This window comes from Thalassobacter sp. HA4-2 (assembly GCF_055693705.1).
The window spans coordinates 2,453,389-2,470,990 of sequence record NZ_JBVFUK010000001.1; the positions used below are offsets into that span (position 1 = coordinate 2,453,389).

Below are 17,602 nucleotides of genomic sequence, written 5' to 3' on the forward strand. Positions count from 1 at the left end.
TCGTTCGGGGGCCAGTGGCCCCCTAGGGTCGTGTGTCGTGGCGGCGCTAGCGGTCAATCTCTCCGAACACCACGTCCATGGTGCCGATGATGGCGGCGACGTCGGCCAGCTGGTGGCCGCTGGCCACGTGGTCCATGGCTTGCAGGTGCAGATACCCCGGCGCGCGGATTTTGCTGCGGTAGGGTTTGTTGGTGCCGTCGGCCACAAGGTACACGCCGAACTCGCCCTTGGGGGCCTCGACGGCGGCGTAGACTTCGCCGGCGGGGACGTGGAACCCTTCGGTGTAGAGCTTGAAGTGGTGGATCAGGCTTTCCATCGAGGTCTTCATGTCCGCCCGTTTCGGCGGCGTCATCTTGCCCCGGGCCATCACATCGCCCGTGGCTTCGCGCAGCTTGGCAATCGCCTGATGGATGATCTTCACACTTTCGCGCATTTCCTGCATCCGGCACAGATACCGGTCATAGCAGTCGCCCGCCTTGCCCGTGGGGATGCCGAATTCGAACTCGTCGTAACATTCATAGGGCTGGGCGCGGCGCAGGTCCCACGCCATGCCGGAGCCGCGCGCCATCACACCGGAGAAGCCCCAGTCCAGCACCTCTTCCTGACTGACGATGGCGATATCCACGTTGCGCTGTTTGAAGATGCGGTTTTCCGTCAGCAGCCCGTCGATATCGTCCAGAACGCGGGGGAAGTCGTGGGCCCATGCCTCGATATCGTCGATCAGGTCGTCGGGCAGATCTTGATGCACCCCGCCGGGGCGGAAATACGCCGCGTGCAGACGCGCGCCACAGGCCCGCTCGTAAAACACCATCAGCTTTTCACGTTCCTCGAAGCCCCACAGGGGCGGCGTCAGCGCGCCCACGTCCATAGCCTGGGTCGTGACGTTCAGGATATGGCTGAGGATGCGGCCAATTTCGGAATACAGCACCCGGATCAACTGCCCCCGGCGGGGCACCTCGGTGCCGGTCAGCCGTTCAATGGCCAGACACCAGGCGTGTTCCTGATTCATCGGGGCCACATAGTCCAGCCGGTCGAAGTACGGCAGGTTCTGCAGATACGTCCGGCTTTCCATCAGCTTTTCGGTGCCACGGTGCAGCAGGCCGATGTGCGGGTCGCAGCGTTCCACGATCTCGCCGTCCAGTTCCAACACCAGACGCAGCACGCCGTGGGCCGCCGGGTGCTGGGGCCCGAAGTTGATGTTGAAATTGCGGATCTTCTGTTCGCCTGTCAGGGCGTCGTCGAATTTGGAGCCGTCCATCATTGTCTCACCTCGCTGGCCACGGGCTCAAATTTTCGTACGAAAATTTGCACACCGCTCATGCCTTCTCCTCGCTCTTCTCATCCCCGGGCAGCACATATTGCGCGCCTTCCCACGGGGACATGAAGTCGAACTGGCGGTATTCCTGCGTCAACGACACAGGTTCATAGACCACGCGCTTTTGCACCTCGTCATAGCGCACCTCGGTATAGCCCGTGGTGGGGAAGTCCTTGCGCAAGGGATACCCGCGGAAGCCATAATCCGTCAGGATGCGGCGCAGGTCCGGGTGGCCGGAAAACAGGATCCCGAACATGTCGAACACTTCGCGTTCGAACCAATTGGCCGCCGGGAACGCCTCGGTGATCGAGGGGATGATCTCATCCTCCCGGATCCAGGCCTTCACCCGGATGCGGTGGTTCTGGTGCATGGACAAAAAGTGATAGACCACGGCGAACCGCTGGCTTTCGCCCGGGTAATCCACCGCCGTGATATCCACCAAGGTGCGGAAATTGCAGGTGCCGTCGGTTTTCAGAAACGCCACAAAGGACGCCACGGATTGCGGCGCGACCTCTACGGTCAACTCTCCGTTCACAACGGTGCTTTCGATCACGGCATCGGCTTGCTTGTGCTCGATATGGGCTTTGAGGTCGTGCAATGGGCTGGTCATCGAACAATGGTCCCCGTGCGGCGAATTTTGCGTTGCAGTTGCAACAGACCATACAACAGCGCCTCGGCCGTGGGCGGGCAGCCGGGCACATACAGGTCCACCGGCACGATCCGGTCACAGCCGCGCACCACGGAATAGCTGTAGTGGTAATAACCGCCACCATTGGCGCAGGACCCCATGGACAGAACATAGCGCGGCTCTGGCATCTGGTCATAGACCTTGCGCAGGGCGGGTGCCATCTTGTTGGTCAGGGTGCCCGCCACGATCATCAGGTCGGACTGGCGCGGGGAAGCGCGGGGCGCGGTGCCGAACCGTTCCATGTCATAGCGCGGCATGGCGGTGTGCATCATTTCCACGGCGCAACAGGCCAGACCGAAGGTCATCCAGTGCAGGGACCCGGTCCGCGCCCAGTTGATGATGTCCTCGGTCGAGGTCACGAGGAACCCCTTGTCCTGCAATTCCTGATTGATCAGGGCCGTGGCTTGTTCCTTGTCAGGGCCCGCTTGATAGGCGTTGGTCGCTACTCCCATTCGAGTGCTCCTTTCTTCCATTCATAGGCAAAGCCGACGGTCAGCACCGCCAAAAACACCATCATCGACCAGAACGCGGTCATCGAGATGTCGCCAAAGGCCACGGCCCATGGGAACAAAAACGCGATTTCCAGATCGAAGATGATGAACAGGATCGACACCAGATAGAACCGCACATCGAATTTCATCCGCGCGTCGTCAAAGGCGTTGAAGCCACATTCGTAGGCCGACAGCTTTTCGGCATCGGGGTTCTGCACGGCCACAACCGCAGCGGCCAGCAACAGCACAAGGCCAAGGCCGATGGCCACGCCCAGAAAGACGAGGATCGGTAAGTATTCAGAGAGCAGCGCGTCCATGAGGGGCCTCCTGTAGGTTGGCTGGGGCGCGTCGACGGGTCGTTCGACGGTGCTTCGCTCGGGTCGTGTCTTACGCCTGTGTGCCGTGGGGGTCAATTGTGACCCAAGGCCAGCAGACGTCCATTTCCTTAACCTATACTGAATCCATCGGTTCCCGAGGGGTGGCAGGCTGACGCAGGGCGCGGCATGTGTAGATTTTTCCCAACCAATCCGCCCGATTGCCAAACTTGCGCCACACTGGGCCGTTAGGTCTGTCTCGATTCTAACCGAGGGCGCGCCATGGGCCATTTTCTGACATCCGAATCCGGTGCCATTTCCGTGGACTGGGTTGTCCTGACGGCCGCCTTCGTCGGACTTGGCATTGCCACCATGGGCATTGTCGGCAACGGGTTGGAGGATATGTCGGGTGATCTGCAGGGCAAACTTGTGGACAACACGATGATCCAGACCAGCCTGACGGACCCCGTCGATTTTGGCGCAATGCTGTCGGGGTATGTGCAGTACAGCTTTCTGTCCCAGGAGCAGCTTGAAAAACACGTCGCAACGCACGCCGCCGCGATGACCGGTAAGGACCCGGAATTGAAAGCCGACCGGACCAAGCGGTCTTATCAGGCAGAGGTCTGGCAGTTGATGCACGCCGAAGCCAGCCGTCAACAAGCCGATCCCACATTCGAAGGCTACAATGTCGAGGCCCTGTACAAGGCCGCCAACGACGCCACTCGGAACCACCTGAGCCAAGCGAACGTCGCAAGTTGGGCCAGCAAGTTCGGCCCCGATCTGGACGTCTACTTTCTGCTGAACGAGAAATTCAACGACGTCTATGTGCAGGACTACACCTTGGAGTTGCAACGCCGGGGCGTGTTGCCTGCGGGCTAGAAAACACCTTGTCCGGTGCGCGGGTCCGGTGGTGTGGCGGCGGCAGCGTCAGGTCGCCAAACCGCCTCCGTCCCGTGTCGGCCCGCGGTGGACGTGTCGTCCCCGTGATGGCCGGACCCCGCCACATGTGTGAACGAAGGGTTAACAACCGCCAAGCCCGTCCGCCCGGTCAATCCACCTGGTCAAAGGGGCCACCTGCTGCAGACCATGCACGGGTTTTGCGCGACCCGTGCGGGATCGTGCACGAGTCGGTGCCCGCTGTTTTCCACGGCGAGACCTCCCTGAGATGTGCCCTAAACTGGGGCCCACTTGGGCGCGCGCTTCTCAAAGAAGGCCGCCAATCCTTCCCGCGCCTCGGGGGTTTCCCATTGATCCGCCAGCGCGGTGACGGTCATGTCGATCACCGCATCGTCAATCACCGGCCCCAACCGTCGCGCCAGCGCCTTGGCCGCAGCAACCGCACCGGGCGCGCACGACAGGTAGGGGGCCACTTGAGCCTCGATCGCGGCGTCCAATTCTTGTTCTTTTACAGTACCTTGCAGCAAACCCAAGGTCACAGCCTCGGCCCCGTCGAACCGGCGGGCGGACATGAACACCCGCCGCGCGCGCCCCTCGCCCATACGCGCAATGACATAGGGGCTGATGGTGGCGGGGGTCAGGCCAAGGCGGGTTTCGGTCAGGCCGAACGTGGCCCCCTCCACCCCGATGGCCACGTCACAGACGCTGATCATACCGACCCCGCCCCCAAACGCTTGGCCCTGAATCCGCCCGATCAAGGGCTTGGGCAAGGTGTTCAGCGCCTGCAACATCTGGGCCAATTTGCGCGCCTCGGCCATACGGGTGGTACGATCCGCCTCCATCTGGGCCTGCATCCACGCCAGATCACCGCCCGCACAAAACGACTTCCCCGCTCCGGTCAGGACCACCACACGCACGGAGGGATCCGCGCCAAGGTCGCGGGCCGCCTCTGTCAGCTCCGCAATTGTCTGGGCGCTTAACACATTGTGTTTGCTGGGATTATTCAGCGTCAGAGTGCAAACCCCGCGCGCGTCCGTGGTCAGGGTGATGGTCTCAGGCATCGGGCACCTCGTAGAAACCCCGGGCGTACAGCCGGGCCTGTCCCGCCTGCGGCAAGGATTTGTCAAAGGCGGGCCGGTCGGTGATCCGGTCCCACCACCCGCGCAACGCAGGCCGGTCCCCGATCCGGGTGAAGTGGCGCGCCATGTAGACCGCCTGCCCCACCGAGATGTCCGCCGCCGAAAAATCGCCCGCCAGATACGCGCGATCCGACAGGTGCCGGTCCAGCGTGTCGTAGCATTTGCCGATCCGCGCCGCCTCCAGCTTCATGACGATTGGACTGCGCATGTGATCCTCGTAAAGGGCGATGTACTGCTGGGTCAGGGCGGCGGCGTGCTGGCTGATCGTTTCCGAAAAATGCAGCCAGGTCAGCCAGTTGGCCCATTCAGGATCGTCCGGCGTAGGCGCCAGTGCGCCGAACCTGTGGCACAAGACCTGGGTGATTGCCCCCGTTTCCCAAAGGCACGCCCCGTCCCATTCCAGCGCGGGCACCCGCCCGCTGGGGTTCAGGGCAAGGTAGTCGGCAGAGCGGAGCGATTTGTCGAAAGGCCAGACCTGCACCTCGAACTCCGCCCCCAATTCGTGCAGCAACCACAGCGTCCGCATGGACCGGGATTGGGGCACGTGGTGCAGGCGGATCATGCCTCGTCCTCCATCACAACCAGCGGCGCCCCGGCGGTGACTTGATCCCCTGCCGCCACCAGAACTTGGGCCAGCGTCCCATCGCGGGGTGCGGTCAGGGCGTGTTCCATCTTCATGGCCTCCAGCACCAGCAGCGCCTCACCTGCCATCACGTGCTGGCCCGAGGCCACTGCGACCGATTTCACCACCCCCGGCATGGGGGCCGAGATTGTGCCAGAGGCCGCGGCATCCGCGCCCTGAACGTCCAAAGGATCAACGATATCAAAGCTATAGGTGTTGCCCCAGAACACATGTACGGCACCCGGCGTCGTGACCACCTCTGCCCCCGTGCGTGCGCCATCCACGGACCAGCCACCGTTCCACATCACCTGATGCACCACCTCGCCCACGCCCACGCGCCATGTGCCATGGCCCAAAGCCTCGACCCAGGTCCCTGGGTCCGTGGCCGCACGCCTGCGCAAGGGCTGCCACAGGGGGGCGGGTGCGTCGCGGGGATAGTCGGCCACGGCAGCCAGCGCCCGGGTCCGGGTGCAGGGTTCTGGGGCCTGCGCCAGCTGATCCACATCGCGATCAATGATGCCGGTGTCCACGGTGCCAGCCACGAAATCCGGGTGCGCGTTCAGGCGGCGCAGGAAGGCAAGGTTGGTCACCGTGCCTGCCACCTGCGTCTGGGCCAAAGCCGCCTCCATCTTTTGCACCGCTGCGGCGCGGGTCGGGGCGTGGACGATTAGCTTGGCGATCATAGGATCGTACCACGGGCTGATCTCGTCACCCGCGCGCACCCCTGTGTCGGCGCGCGCCACATCGGCAAAGCGCAGGTGCGACAGGGTGCCAGTGGCGGGAAGGAACCCCGCAGGCACGTCCTCGGCATAGAGGCGCGCCTCGATGGCGTGGCCGGTGATTTTCAGGTCCTGTTGCTGCGCCGGCAGCCCCTCGCCGGCGGCGACGCGCAGCTGCCATTCCACGAGATCCACGCCCGTAATCGCCTCGGTCACCGGGTGTTCCACTTGCAGGCGGGTGTTCATTTCCATGAAGTAAAAGCGGTCCGCGTGCAGGCCGTCGCTGGCATCCACGATGAACTCGACCGTGCCAGCCCCCGCATAGCCGATCGCCTCGGCCGCGCGCACGGCGGCTTGGCCCATCTGTGCACGCATCTCGGAGGTCATGCCGGGGGCCGGAGCCTCCTCTATCACCTTTTGGTGGCGGCGTTGCAGAGAGCAGTCGCGCTCGAACAGATGCAATGCCCGGGTCCCGTCGCCAAAGACCTGCACTTCGATATGACGCGGGGTGGCCACGTATTTCTCGATCAGGACATGGCCGTTGCCAAAGGCCTTTTGCGCCTCGCTGACCGCGGCCTCCAGGGCGGGGGCGAAGTCCTCGGCCCGGTCCACGCGGCGCATCCCCTTGCCGCCGCCGCCCGCCACCGCCTTGATCAAGACCGGATAGCCGATCTGCGCGGCTTGGGACGCAAGGTGGTCCGCCCCCTGTTCAGCGCCCTGGTAGCCCGGCACGATGGGCACACCCGCCTGCGCCATCAGATCCTTGGCCGCATCCTTCAGGCCCATGGCCCGGATCGCCTTGGCAGAGGGGCCGATGAAGGTCAGGCCCGCCGCCTCCACCGCCTCCACAAACTCCGGGTTTTCCGACAAAAAGCCGTAGCCCGGGTGGATCGCCTGCGCGCCCGTATCCAGCGCCGCCGTGATGATGGCGTCCCCGCGCAGGTAGCTGTCCGCAGGGGCCGCGCCGCCAAGGCTGACCGCCTGATCTGCCATGGCCAAGTGGCGCGCCATGGCGTCGACGTCCGAATGTACGGCCACCGTTGCCACCCCCATCCGGCGGCAAGTGTCGATGATCCGACAGGCGATCTCGCCCCGGTTGGCGATGAGGATCTTGGCGAACATCACTGCGCCTCCGCCTTCATTGGGACCAAAATACCACGGGGGAGGCCGAAGGCCGGGGGCAGAGCCCCCTGCTACATACGAAACAGGCCAAAACGGGTCTCCTCGATTGGGGCATTCAGGCAGGCGCGTAAGGACAGGGCAAGCACATCGCGCGACCGGCGCGGGTCGATGATCCCGTCGTCCCACAGGCGCGCCGAGGCATAGAGGGGGTGGGATTGTTCCTCGAACATCTCGATGGTGGGCTGTTTGAACGCGGCTTCCTCCTCCGACGACCAGGTGCCGCCTGCCCGCTCGATCCCGTCGCGCCTGACGGTGGCCAGCACCCCTGCGGCCTGTTCACCGCCCATCACGCTGATCCGGCTGGTGGGCCAAGTCCACAGGAACCGGGGCTGATAGGCGCGCCCGGCCATCCCGTAGTTGCCCGCGCCGAAGGATCCGCCAACGATCATGGTGATCTTGGGCACAGAGGTGCTGGCCACGGCCGTCACCATCTTGGCCCCGTGGCGCGCGATGCCCTCGTTTTCGTACTTTTGCCCAACCATGAAGCCAGTGATGTTCTGCAGGAAAATCAGCGGGATCTTGCGGCTGCTGCAAAGCTCGACAAAGTGCGCGCCCTTTTGTGCGGCCTCGGAAAACAGCACACCGTTGTTTGCGACAATCCCGCAGTCCATCCCTTCGATCTTGGCAAAGCCCGTGACCAGCGTTTCGCCGAAGCGGGCCTTGAATTCGTCAAAATCCGACCCGTCCACGATCCGGGCAATGACCTCTCGGATGTCGTAGGGCGTGCGCAGGTTGGCGGGGGCCACGTCGAGCATGCCTTCGGGGTCAAAGGCGGGCGGGTCAAACGGTAGGGTGGGACTTGTCCCACCGCCCCCCAGCGATCCCACCGCTTGACGCGCAAGGGCCAGCGCGTGGGCGTCATCCTCGGCCAGATAATCAGCCACCCCGGACAGGCGGGTGTGCACGTCGCCGCCGCCCAGATCCTCGGCGCTGACGACCTCGCCAGTGGCGGCCTTGACCAAGGGGGCCGGCCAGAAAGATCGTGCCTTGGTCCCGCACAATGATCGTCACATCCGACATGGCGGGCACATAGGCCCCCCGGCTGTGCAGGACCCCATGACCACGGCGATCTGGGCGATGCCCTTCGCGCTCATCCGGGCTTGGTTGTAGAAGATCCGGCCAAAGTGGTCGCGGTCCGGAAAGACCTCGTCCTGATTGGGCAGGTTCGCCCCGCCGCTGTCCACAAGGTAGATACAGGGCAGGTGGTTTTCCTCGGCGATTTCCTGGGCCCGCAGGTGCAGTTTGACGGTTATCGGATAATAGGTGCCGCCTTTCACAGTGGCGTCGTTGCATACCACCATGACCTGCCGCCCGTGGACCACGCCGACCCCCGCAATCGCTCCGCCCCCCGGCGCCGCCCCGCCGTACATGCCGTGGGCCGCCGTCGCGCCGACCTCTAGGAAGGATGACCCGGGATCCAGCAGGTTCGCCACCCGGTCCCGGGGCAGCATTTTGCCGCGCGACAGGTGCCGGGCACGGGATTTTTCGCCGCCCCCTTCGGCAGCCAACGCGACGGCGTCGGCGACCGCTTGCAGCGCCTCAAGGTGGGCGGCGCGGTTGGCGGGGTCAGGCCGGGCGGTGGAGCGTAGTTTCATCTCAGGTCTCCGGAGCTTGGCCATCGCGGGCCTGATAGGCCAGTTGGCCGGATCGTGTCACGCCGTACAGGAAGGCGGGCACCGCGTCAGGGCTGCACCGCACCTCGATCCAGATGTTGGGCTGCGCGCCCGGCACGGCAAGGCAATCGGTCAGTGCCCCCTGGATGCTCTCGATCCTTTGCACGTCCGCAAGGTATTGGGCCGCGTAGAAATCAATCACATCCGTTTCGGTCAGGTTGGCCCGCTGGATCCCCAGTTTCACGGCGTGGAACCCAAAGAAGGCCACCAGAAAGCCAAACGGTACAAACCAGAACCAGCGCGGCATTCAACGCGCCCCAAGGTCGGTGACCTGCCGCAACAACACCTCAAACCGGCCCACGTCGAACAGGGCACGGGCCAGGTCGCATCGGGCGGCATCCGGTCGCGTGATCAGTGTGCGTGTTGTCGGGAAGTCGCACCCCTGCGAGGGTGACCACGTGGCGGGATCAGACAGGCGGCGGGTCACCAGTGGGGACAGATCCGCCTCTGGCAATGTCTGCGCGACCGCACTTGCGGCGACCAATGCCTGCGCACTTTCGCGCTGGAACCGTTGGGTCAGGGCCTGGGTACAAGCCGCCGTATCGTCGCCGGTGGTGCAGGTGTTGACGGCCTCGGTCCGACACATCTCTGTCGTCAGGCTGATCGGACTGGTGGTGACTTTGGCCGGGCACGACCCGAGGCTGTCGCAGGTTTCATGGGGGAACCGCTTGCGCAGCTCGGACATGGCGCGGGCTTCGAAATCAGGGCCAAGGCATTGGTCCAGCGTCGCCAAAATCTCGACCGATCTATCCGAGCCGTCGGACACCCGATGTTGCAGGTCAGCGCCACTGGCCTGCGCCGAAAGGCACGCGCCCAAAACTCCCGCGATAAAAAGCGCCCTGATCCCCATGATCTATCCCATCGCCCCCATCATCTCGCGCCCCACAAGCATGCGGCGGATCTCCGACGTGCCGGCCCCGATCTCCATCAGCTTGGCGTCGCGGAACAAACGAGCCACTGGGGCGTCATTCATAAAGCCCGCGCCGCCCATGGCCTGCACCGCCTGATGCGCCTGCTTCATGGCCTCTTCGCTGGAATAAAGGACACACGCGGCAGCATCGGCGCGCGTCACCTCGCCCCGGTCACAGGCCTTGGCGACCTCGTAGACGTAGGCGCGGGCGGAATTCATCGCCGTATACATATCCGCGATCTTGCCCTGCATCAGTTGGAAGGACCCGATGGGTTGGCCGAACTGCTTGCGTTCGGCCAGATAGGGCATGATTTCGTCCAGACAGGCGGCCATGATCCCCGTGCCAATCCCGGCCAACACGACCCGTTCGTAGTCCAGCCCGCTCATCAAGACCGCAACGCCGCGCCCCTCTTCGCCCAGCACGTTGTCAAAGGGCACCTCGACATCCTCGAACACCAACTCGGCGGTGTTGGACCCGCGCATCCCCAGCTTGTCGAAATGCGCGCTGGTGCTGAAACCCGTCATCTCCCGCTCGATCAGGAAGGCGGTGATGCCTTTGCTGCCCGCCTCCGGGTCGGTCTTGGCATAGACCACCAGCGTGTCGGCGTCCGGGCCATTGGTGATCCAGTATTTCGTGCCGTTCAGACGGTAGTGATCGTTGCGTTTTTCGGCGCGCAGGGACATGGACACCACGTCCGATCCCGCGCCCGCCTCGGACATGGCCAGCGCGCCTACATGTTCGCCGCTGATCAGCTTGGGCAGGTATTTCGCCTTTTGCGCGGGCGTGCCGTTCAGCTTGATCTGGTTGACGCACAGGTTGGAATGGGCGCCGTAGGACAGGGACACACTGGCAGAGGCGCGGGCGATCTCTTCGACCGCGATGGTATGGGCCAGATAGGACATGCCCGCGCCGCCGTGTTCTTCATCCACGGTGATCCCAAGCAGGCCCAATTCGCCCATCTCGGCCCACAGTTCCGGCGGAAAGGCGTTGGTCGCGTCGATCTCGGCGGCCATGGGCTTGACCCGGTCTTGGGCCCAACGGTGCACCATGTCGCGCAAGGCGTTCACATCCTCGCCTAGATCGAATTGCATGAAACCTTGAAACATCGCATCTCCTCCCACCCCGAACCTTAGAGGACGGGGCCACAACGTCAAACAGGTCTATTCAGCGGCAGCCGGCACCAAGGCGCGCGCCTCGTCGGCAATGATGCTGGCGATCAATTGGCAGTCGGCCACGGTGAAGGTCAGGGGCACCCGCATGTCCAGCAGGCCTGCGAGGATGGCATCCGTGCGCGGCAGGTCCTGGGGCGTGACATAGCCCCAGTGGGTATGGCGGCTAGTAAAGGCGACGGGGTCGGCGGCGCCGAACCATTTCAGCTCTACCCCCGGTCCGCACAGGCCCGAGTGAAGGCCTGGATTTGCGGCGCAGAGGCCCCGGGTAGGCGGAACTGGAACGATGACCCAACGTAGGTTTCCTGCGGCGGGCGTGGGGCCACGTGGATGCCGGGCAAACCCGCCAGCCCCTCGGCCAGCGCGTCATAGCGGTCTTTCCAACGGGCGACTTGCGTAGCCAGATCCGCCAGTTGCGGTCGCAGGATCGCCGCGCGCAAGTTATCCATCCGGCCCGAGATGTTGGGCATCTCGATCCGAGCCCGCTCGAACGCCGCCATCGGGGGGCGCGCCGCGTGCCGTTCATACAGCATATAGCTGCCCGACATCAGGATCATCCGCGCCATCAGGTCGTCGTCGTCACTTACGATCAACCCGCCCTCACCGGAATTGATGTGCTTGTAGGTCTGCATGGAAAAGCACCCCACGGCCCCCCAGGTGCCCGAGGCTTTGCCTTTCCACGCCGCCCCCATGGTGTGGGCGCAATCCTCGATCACGCGGATGCCCATCCGGTCACACAGATCCATCAGGGCCTCCATGTCCACAAGATGCCCGCGCATGTGCGACAGCATCAGGATGCGCGCGCCGGAGGCCTCGGCCTTGACCGCCAAATCCTCTAGGTCGAGCACGAGGTCTTCAGTGATTTCGACCAACACAGGCTCCGCCCCGACAGACGCAATCGCGCCGGGCACGGGGGCCAAGGTAAAGGCGTTGGTCAGAACTCGGGTGCCCGGCCCGGCCCCAAGGGCACGCAAAGCGTTGCCCATGGCGTAGCCACCGGAGGCTACGGCCAGCGCGTATTTCGCACCGGTCTGGGCCGCGAATTCCTGTTCCAGCAGAGATGTCTCGCCCAACTCGCCGGGGGTCAGGTTGTAGCGGTGCAACCGCCCGTGGCGCATGACCTGCAAGGCGGCTTCGATCCCAGCTTCGGGTATGGGTTCCTGTTGCGTAAAATTGCCGTCAAAACGTGTGGTCATAGCGTGTCTCCCTGCCTTGCAGTTAGCGCCCTTGGCGTGCGTCGGTCAATCGGATCAAACGGCGGCCAGCACGTCCTCCAACTGCGCGTAATCATCCAGCAAGCCTTCGGGCCGCAGATCAACCACATCGCGCCCGTGGGGGCCAAAGGTCACAAGGATTGACGGTATCCCCGCCGCGCGTGCGGTGTCGCGGTCTGTCACGGTATCGCCCAGCAGGACGCAGTCGGAGGGATCGCCCCCGGCCCGGCGCACCGCTTCGCGCAAAGGTTCCGGGTCGGGTTTGCGGACAGACAGCGTGTCGGCCCCCACCAGCGCGTCGAACAGGTGCCGCGCCTCCAGTTCGGCCATCAATTGCTCGGCCAACCCCTCGGGCTTGTTGGTGCAAATGGCCACGGGGTGACCTGCGTCGCGCAGACGCTGCACCGCGTCCAGACAGCCCGGAAAGAACACCGTATGCCTAGAGATGTCCTGACCATAAGCTTCCAGCAGGATGGGATAGCCGCGCGTCACCTCGGCCTCTGCCATCCGACCTGCGCGGGTCAGGCCAAGGGTCAGCATCGCACGCCCCCCGCGCATGGCGGTGGCACGATCCTCGGCGCGGGTATGGTCTAGGGCGATTTCCCCGTGCCCCATGGCCGCAAAGGCCTTATTCGCCGCATTCAACAGATCACCACTTGTGTCGGCCAACGTGCCGTCCAGATCGAAAACAATCGTGCGCATGACGCCCCCTCGTAGTGCGGCGGCGGCTTCTCGCGCACCGGCGTTACAACATGTCGTGGTTTTTGACCGGTTCCGGTCTTTCCGCCGATGTATCCTACAGGTAGAACGCCGCAAACTCGAAGGAAAGGCCGTAGCTATGCCCACCGCCCTGATCGTTTTGGCCGCGGGCCAAGGCAGCCGGATGCAATCTGACCTGCCCAAGGTGCTGCACAAGGTGGCCCATGCCCCCCTGCTGGCCCACGCCATCGACAGCGCCGCACCGCTGGCGCCTGCCCGCACCGTGGTCGTTGCAGGTCACGGGGCAGAACGGGTCGAGGCGACCCTGACCGACATCGCCCCCGAGGCCACCGTCGTCCGCCAGACCGAGCAGTTGGGCACCGCCCATGCCGTCGCCCAAGCGCGCGCGGCGCTGACCGGGTTCGAGGGCGATGCAATTGTCCTTTATGGCGACACCCCCTTCGTCAGCCCCGAGACACTGCAGGCCATGTTGGACGCCCGCGCGGATGGGGCCGATGTGGTGGTCTTGGGTTTCGAGGCCGCAGATCCCGGCCGCTATGGCCGCCTGATCACGGACGGCGACAGGCTCGACCGCATCGTCGAGGCCAAGGACGCCACCGAAGCTGAACTGGCCGTAACCCTTTGCAACTCCGGCGTTTTGGCGGCGGATGCCCAGACCCTGTTCACCCTGATCGACCAGATCGGCAACGACAACGCGGCCGGTGAGTACTACCTGACGGACGTGCCGGGCCTCGCCCGCGCTGCCCGCATGTCGGCCCGTGTCGTGGTGTGCGACGAGGCGGAGACGATGGGCGTGAACACGCGCGGTGATCTGGCCGCGGCCGAGGCGGCGTTCCAGGCGCGCAAACGGGCCCAAGCGATGGTGGACGGCGTCACGCTGACCGCGCCCGACACCGTGCATTTTGCCCATGACACCCACCTTGGACGCGATGTGATCGTGGAACCGAACGTGGTCTTTGGCCCCGGCGTCACGGTCGAATCCGGTGCCACCATCCGCGCCTTCAGCCACCTTGAGGGGTGCCACGTGTCCGAAGCCTGCATCATCGGCCCCTACGCCCGCTTGCGCCCGGGCGCAGAGCTGGACCGGGGCGCGCGCATCGGCAACTTCGTCGAGATCAAAGAGGCGCAGATCGAGGCGGGCGCAAAGGTCAATCACCTGTCCTACATCGGGGACGCCCATGTGGGGGCAGAGGCGAATATCGGCGCAGGAACAATCACTTGCAACTATGACGGCGTGTTCAAACACCGCACCACCATCGGCGCGGGTGCGTTCATCGGCACCAACAGCGCGCTGGTCGCCCCCGTGACCATCGGCGCAGGCGCCATGACCGCCGCCGGATCGACCATCACTGCGGACGTGCCAGATGGCGCATTGGCCGTGGCGCGGGCGTCCCAGACCACGAAACCGGGGCTGGCCACGCGCATGCGCGACCGTCTTTTGAGCATTAAAAACAAAGGAAAATAACGATGTGTGGGATTGTTGGCATACTTGGAAATCACGAAGCCGCGCCGCTGCTGGTCGAGAGCCTGAAGCGGTTGGAATATCGCGGCTATGACAGTGCGGGCATTGCCACGGTGCACGAGGGGGCGCTGGACCGGCGGCGCGCCGTCGGCAAGCTGGTGAACCTGCAAGACCTGCTGGTCCACGAACCGCTGGCGGGCAAGGCCGGCATCGGCCACACGCGTTGGGCCACCCACGGGGCCCCGACGGTCGACAATTGCCACCCCCACCGGTCCGGTGGCGTGGCCGTGGTGCACAACGGGATCATCGAGAACTTTCAGGAATTGCGGGCAGATCTGGCCAAACATGGCATCGGCTATGTCACTGATACGGATACAGAAACCGTCGCCCTGCTGTGCGAACACCTGCTGGCGCAGGGCAAGACACCGCAACAGGCCGCGACCGAGACCATCGCGCGGCTGCACGGGGCCTATGCCTTGTGCTTCCTGTTCGACGGGCACGACGATCTGATGATCGCGGCGCGGCAGGGCTCTCCGCTGGCGATTGGGCATGGAGAGGGCGAGATGTTCGTCGGCTCCGACGCCATTGCCCTTGCGCCCATGACCGACCAGATCACCTACCTCGAAGAGGGCGATATGGCCGTCATAACACGGTCCGGCGCGCAGGTATTTGATGCCGACCGCACCCCCGTCAAACGCAAGGTCCGCACCATCCATACGGATACCGTGCAGGTGGACAAGGGGGGGCATAAGCACTTCATGTCAAAGGAAATTCACGAACAACCCAGCGTGATGTCCAACTGTCTGAACAACTACGCCGAGGGCAGCCAGATCGTGCCGCCGAACCCCGTTGACTTCACCCAGATGGACCGGCTGATCATGGTGGCCTGCGGCACGGCGCAGATCGCTTGTTCGGTGGCGAAATACTGGTTCGAGCAGATCGCCAAACTGCCCGTGGAGGTCGATATCGCCTCGGAATTCCGGTATCGTAACCCACCGATCCCAGCCAACACGGCCACGGTCTTTGTCAGCCAATCGGGTGAAACCGCCGACACGCTGGCCGCCCTGCGCTATACAAAAGGCAAGGCAAAACAAGTGGTTGCGGTGGTCAACGTGCCTGAATCCTCGATCGCGCGCGAGGCGGATGTGATCTGTCCGATCTTTGCGGGCACCGAAATCGGTGTGGCCTCGACCAAGGCCTTCACCAACCAGCTTACCGTATTGTTATCATTGGCAATTCTGGCCGCTCGTCAGCGGGGCGAGATCGACGAAGCCCGCGAGGCGGAGCTGGTGCGCAGCCTCAAGAACCTGCCCGGCCTGATGGCGGAGGCCCTGACCCTAGAGGACCGCACGGTGACCCTGGCGCGCAAGCTGGCAGAGGCCACGGATGTGCTGTTTCTGGGGCGCGGCCCGATGTTCCCACTGGCCCATGAAGGTGCGCTAAAACTCAAGGAAATCAGCTACATACACGCCGAGGCCTATGCCAGCGGCGAGCTGAAACATGGCCCCATCGCCCTTGTGGACAAGACCTTGCCCGTGGTGGTTCTGGCCCCCACGGACCACCTGTTCGACAAGACCATCAGCAACATGCAAGAGGTGATGGCCCGCAAGGGTAAGGTCCTGCTGATCACGGACCGCCAAGGTGCTGATATTGCTGGGAAAGACACGTGGCAAACCCTGGTCATGCCCGCCGTGGACCCGATCCTTGCGCCGATCCTCTATGCGATCCCGGTGCAATTGCTGTCCTATCACACGGCGGTGCAAAAAGGCACGGATGTGGATCAGCCGCGCAATTTGGCCAAGTCCGTCACGGTGGAATGAGCACCCCCGAAACCCACCCCGAAAGGCCCCCCGAAATCCCCCCCGAAAAACTCCGGGCGGCTTTGGCGCAGATCGAGGCGCAGGGGGACGCGGAGAAAGCCGCGCAAATGGCCGCCTATCACAAGGCTCCGCGCCGCTACCTCGGGGTGGCCAATCCGACGCTGGATGCGCTGGCGCGCGGGTGGCGGGCAGAGGCGGCGGATGCGACGGCGCGCGCGGCGCTGGCCGATGCCCTTTGGGCGACGGATATCTTCGAGGCGCGGATCGCGGCGGCCAAGCTGTTGACCCAGGCACGGATCAAACCGGACGACACATTGGCGTGGGACGTGCTGCAATCCTGGGTGCCGACCTTTGACAGCTGGGCCATTGCCGACGCCGCCAGTTCTGCCATCGCGCGGCGGCTGGTGGCCGATCCCTCCCGGCTGGATATCGTCGAGGGCTGGACCACCAGCGACCACATGTGGACCCGGCGCGCGGCCCTTGTGGCCACCCTGCCCTGGACCAAGCAGAACCACCCCAAGCCTGCAGAGCTGGCCGCCCGGGACCGCGTGCTTGGCTGGGCCGCGACCTATGTCGCCGACCCCGAATGGTTCATGCAAAAGGCCGTGGCATGGTGGGTCCGCGACCTGTCGCGCCACGACGCCCCGCGCGCCCGCGCCTTTCTGGACGCCCACGGCGACCGCATGAAACCCTTCGCCGTGCGCGAGGCCGCCCGGCACCTGCCGCCCGCATAGTTCCTTACGCCCGCCCCTTTTTCGCCGTTTTTGCCAAGCATGGTCTTGTTAACCTGTTTGGCAAGGAGCGTCAGAATGACATTTATACGCGAAGAAACCGGCGCCGTGACCGTCGATTGGGTCGTTTTGACCGCTGCGGTCGTGGGCCTTGGACTGGCAGCAATGGGCGTCGTAAGCGGCGGGATCGAGGACTTGTCCGGCGACACCGCCAGCGCGTTGGAAAACGATCGCATCATTCAAACCAATTTCAACGAGGCCCCGACCATAGTGGCTATGGGCATGGCCTCTGCGGGCGGCAGTAGCGTGGCCTGTTTGCCCGACGTCCCCTGCCCCCCGTCCGTATCCTATGTCACCTCCAGTTATTGGACCAGCGATGGTCGCCAGTGGACCCATACCATCAACAGCGTGGGCGGCACCGTCACCGAGGACGTCTGGAGGGATGAAACCGGTCGCGACGTTGCCGCCCATGAGGTGCCCGACATCCCGGAGGGCCTGCCGTTTTCCTTTGACGGCACTCTGGAAGAGTGATGAA

Annotated in this window: 16 protein-coding genes and 2 pseudogenes; 5 read left to right on the forward strand and 13 right to left on the reverse strand. The window is 64.2% G+C overall.

All coding sequences use genetic code 11. The features are described from left to right. Positions 1 to 46: 46 nt before the first annotated feature. The 4 genes from ACZ1G0_RS12345 to ACZ1G0_RS12360 are packed head-to-tail and all read right to left on the reverse strand — an operon-like array spanning position 47 to position 2,811. Complete coding sequence (locus tag ACZ1G0_RS12345; RefSeq protein WP_472737209.1) at positions 47 to 1,258, reverse strand: NADH-quinone oxidoreductase subunit D; 1,212 nt, start codon at positions 1,256 to 1,258, stop codon at positions 47 to 49. Between the two features lie 58 nt (positions 1,259 to 1,316). Continuing rightward, positions 1,317 to 1,925 (reverse strand): NADH-quinone oxidoreductase subunit C, encoded by a 609-nt coding sequence (locus tag ACZ1G0_RS12350; RefSeq protein WP_472737210.1) that lies wholly within the window; start codon positions 1,923 to 1,925, stop codon positions 1,317 to 1,319. Then, complete coding sequence (locus tag ACZ1G0_RS12355) at positions 1,922 to 2,455, reverse strand: NuoB/complex I 20 kDa subunit family protein (RefSeq protein WP_472737211.1); 534 nt, start codon at positions 2,453 to 2,455, stop codon at positions 1,922 to 1,924. The genes ACZ1G0_RS12350 and ACZ1G0_RS12355 overlap by 4 nt, the downstream gene beginning before the upstream one ends. Then, positions 2,446 to 2,811: an NADH-quinone oxidoreductase subunit A gene (locus ACZ1G0_RS12360; protein WP_472737212.1), complete on the reverse strand. Its 366-nt coding sequence runs from the start codon at positions 2,809 to 2,811 to the stop codon at positions 2,446 to 2,448. The genes ACZ1G0_RS12355 and ACZ1G0_RS12360 overlap by 10 nt, the downstream gene beginning before the upstream one ends. 279 nt (positions 2,812 to 3,090) lie before the next feature. Between ACZ1G0_RS12360 and ACZ1G0_RS12365 the strand changes: the two genes are divergently transcribed. Further along, positions 3,091 to 3,687 (forward strand): hypothetical protein, encoded by a 597-nt coding sequence (locus tag ACZ1G0_RS12365; RefSeq protein WP_472737213.1) that lies wholly within the window; start codon positions 3,091 to 3,093, stop codon positions 3,685 to 3,687. A 293-nt stretch (positions 3,688 to 3,980) separates the two neighbouring features. Here the strand turns inward: ACZ1G0_RS12365 and ACZ1G0_RS12370 are convergent, their stop codons facing one another. The 9 genes and pseudogenes from ACZ1G0_RS12370 to ACZ1G0_RS12410 form a co-directional block, all read right to left on the reverse strand. Beyond that, the gene (locus ACZ1G0_RS12370) at positions 3,981 to 4,766 is read right to left on the reverse strand and encodes a crotonase/enoyl-CoA hydratase family protein (protein ID WP_472737214.1); all 786 of its coding nucleotides are present in this window, start codon (positions 4,764 to 4,766) and stop codon (positions 3,981 to 3,983) included. Then, a complete protein-coding gene (locus ACZ1G0_RS12375; RefSeq protein WP_472737215.1) occupies positions 4,759 to 5,406 on the reverse strand; it encodes a glutathione S-transferase family protein in 648 nt (215 codons plus the stop codon). The genes ACZ1G0_RS12370 and ACZ1G0_RS12375 overlap by 8 nt, the downstream gene beginning before the upstream one ends. Further along, entirely contained in the window at positions 5,403 to 7,307 is a 1,905-nt protein-coding gene (locus tag ACZ1G0_RS12380) for an acetyl/propionyl/methylcrotonyl-CoA carboxylase subunit alpha (RefSeq protein WP_472737216.1), read from the reverse strand. The genes ACZ1G0_RS12375 and ACZ1G0_RS12380 overlap by 4 nt, the downstream gene beginning before the upstream one ends. Before the next feature lie 71 nt (positions 7,308 to 7,378). Further along, positions 7,379 to 8,986: pseudogene (locus ACZ1G0_RS12385) on the reverse strand (carboxyl transferase domain-containing protein). Beyond that, on the reverse strand, positions 8,964 to 9,287 hold the full coding sequence (locus tag ACZ1G0_RS12390; protein WP_472737217.1) for a hypothetical protein: 324 nt from the start codon (positions 9,285 to 9,287) through the stop codon (positions 8,964 to 8,966). The pseudogene ACZ1G0_RS12385 and the gene ACZ1G0_RS12390 overlap by 23 nt, the downstream one beginning before the upstream one ends. Continuing rightward, positions 9,288 to 9,806 carry a hypothetical protein gene (locus ACZ1G0_RS12395; protein ID WP_472737218.1) on the reverse strand — a complete coding sequence of 173 codons (519 nt, stop codon included), beginning with the start codon at positions 9,804 to 9,806 and terminating at the stop codon, positions 9,288 to 9,290. Positions 9,807 to 9,893: 87 nt separating this feature from the next. Further along, a complete protein-coding gene (locus ACZ1G0_RS12400; RefSeq protein ID WP_472737219.1) occupies positions 9,894 to 11,057 on the reverse strand; it encodes an isovaleryl-CoA dehydrogenase in 1,164 nt (387 codons plus the stop codon). A 54-nt stretch (positions 11,058 to 11,111) separates the two neighbouring features. Beyond that, positions 11,112 to 12,316 (reverse strand): annotated as a pseudogene (locus tag ACZ1G0_RS12405) (DegT/DnrJ/EryC1/StrS family aminotransferase). 54 nt (positions 12,317 to 12,370) lie between these two features. Beyond that, on the reverse strand, positions 12,371 to 13,036 hold the full coding sequence (locus tag ACZ1G0_RS12410; RefSeq protein ID WP_472737220.1) for an HAD-IA family hydrolase: 666 nt from the start codon (positions 13,034 to 13,036) through the stop codon (positions 12,371 to 12,373). 136 nt (positions 13,037 to 13,172) lie between these two features. On the opposite strand from ACZ1G0_RS12410, the gene glmU reads away from it, so the two are divergent. From glmU to ACZ1G0_RS12430, 4 genes are all read left to right on the forward strand, one after another. Further along, positions 13,173 to 14,519, forward strand: coding sequence for a bifunctional UDP-N-acetylglucosamine diphosphorylase/glucosamine-1-phosphate N-acetyltransferase GlmU (gene glmU / locus ACZ1G0_RS12415; protein WP_472737221.1), 1,347 nt, complete (start codon positions 13,173 to 13,175; stop codon positions 14,517 to 14,519). Positions 14,520 to 14,521: 2 nt separating this feature from the next. Further along, the gene (gene glmS, locus ACZ1G0_RS12420; protein ID WP_472737222.1) at positions 14,522 to 16,336 is read left to right on the forward strand and encodes a glutamine--fructose-6-phosphate transaminase (isomerizing); all 1,815 of its coding nucleotides are present in this window, start codon (positions 14,522 to 14,524) and stop codon (positions 16,334 to 16,336) included. Further along, a complete protein-coding gene (locus tag ACZ1G0_RS12425) occupies positions 16,333 to 17,070 on the forward strand; it encodes a DNA alkylation repair protein (RefSeq protein WP_472737223.1) in 738 nt (245 codons plus the stop codon). The genes glmS and ACZ1G0_RS12425 overlap by 4 nt, the downstream gene beginning before the upstream one ends. A 75-nt stretch (positions 17,071 to 17,145) precedes the next feature. Beyond that, complete coding sequence (locus ACZ1G0_RS12430) at positions 17,146 to 17,598, forward strand: hypothetical protein (protein ID WP_472737224.1); 453 nt, start codon at positions 17,146 to 17,148, stop codon at positions 17,596 to 17,598. Positions 17,599 to 17,602 lie beyond the last annotated feature (4 nt).

What these genes read in the sequence shown, in the direction of transcription:
- ACZ1G0_RS12380 (WP_472737216.1), bottom strand. Translation starts at nt 7,307, where the DNA reads ATGTTCGCCAAGATCCTCATCGCCAACCGGGGCGAGATCGCCTGTCGG.
- ACZ1G0_RS12350 (WP_472737210.1), bottom strand. Translation starts at nt 1,925, where the DNA reads ATGACCAGCCCATTGCACGACCTCAAAGCCCATATCGAGCACAAGCAA.
- ACZ1G0_RS12425 (WP_472737223.1), top strand. Translation starts at nt 16,333, where the DNA reads ATGAGCACCCCCGAAACCCACCCCGAAAGGCCCCCCGAAATCCCCCCC.
- ACZ1G0_RS12365 (WP_472737213.1), top strand. Translation starts at nt 3,091, where the DNA reads ATGGGCCATTTTCTGACATCCGAATCCGGTGCCATTTCCGTGGACTGG.
- ACZ1G0_RS12370 (WP_472737214.1), bottom strand. Translation starts at nt 4,766, where the DNA reads ATGCCTGAGACCATCACCCTGACCACGGACGCGCGCGGGGTTTGCACT.
- ACZ1G0_RS12400 (WP_472737219.1), bottom strand. Translation starts at nt 11,057, where the DNA reads ATGTTTCAAGGTTTCATGCAATTCGATCTAGGCGAGGATGTGAACGCC.
- ACZ1G0_RS12355 (WP_472737211.1), bottom strand. Translation starts at nt 2,455, where the DNA reads ATGGGAGTAGCGACCAACGCCTATCAAGCGGGCCCTGACAAGGAACAA.
- ACZ1G0_RS12360 (WP_472737212.1), bottom strand. Translation starts at nt 2,811, where the DNA reads ATGGACGCGCTGCTCTCTGAATACTTACCGATCCTCGTCTTTCTGGGC.
- glmS (WP_472737222.1), top strand. Translation starts at nt 14,522, where the DNA reads ATGTGTGGGATTGTTGGCATACTTGGAAATCACGAAGCCGCGCCGCTG.
- ACZ1G0_RS12375 (WP_472737215.1), bottom strand. Translation starts at nt 5,406, where the DNA reads ATGATCCGCCTGCACCACGTGCCCCAATCCCGGTCCATGCGGACGCTG.
- ACZ1G0_RS12345 (WP_472737209.1), bottom strand. Translation starts at nt 1,258, where the DNA reads ATGGACGGCTCCAAATTCGACGACGCCCTGACAGGCGAACAGAAGATC.
- ACZ1G0_RS12410 (WP_472737220.1), bottom strand. Translation starts at nt 13,036, where the DNA reads ATGCGCACGATTGTTTTCGATCTGGACGGCACGTTGGCCGACACAAGT.
- ACZ1G0_RS12390 (WP_472737217.1), bottom strand. Translation starts at nt 9,287, where the DNA reads ATGCCGCGCTGGTTCTGGTTTGTACCGTTTGGCTTTCTGGTGGCCTTC.
- ACZ1G0_RS12430 (WP_472737224.1), top strand. Translation starts at nt 17,146, where the DNA reads ATGACATTTATACGCGAAGAAACCGGCGCCGTGACCGTCGATTGGGTC.
- glmU (WP_472737221.1), top strand. Translation starts at nt 13,173, where the DNA reads ATGCCCACCGCCCTGATCGTTTTGGCCGCGGGCCAAGGCAGCCGGATG.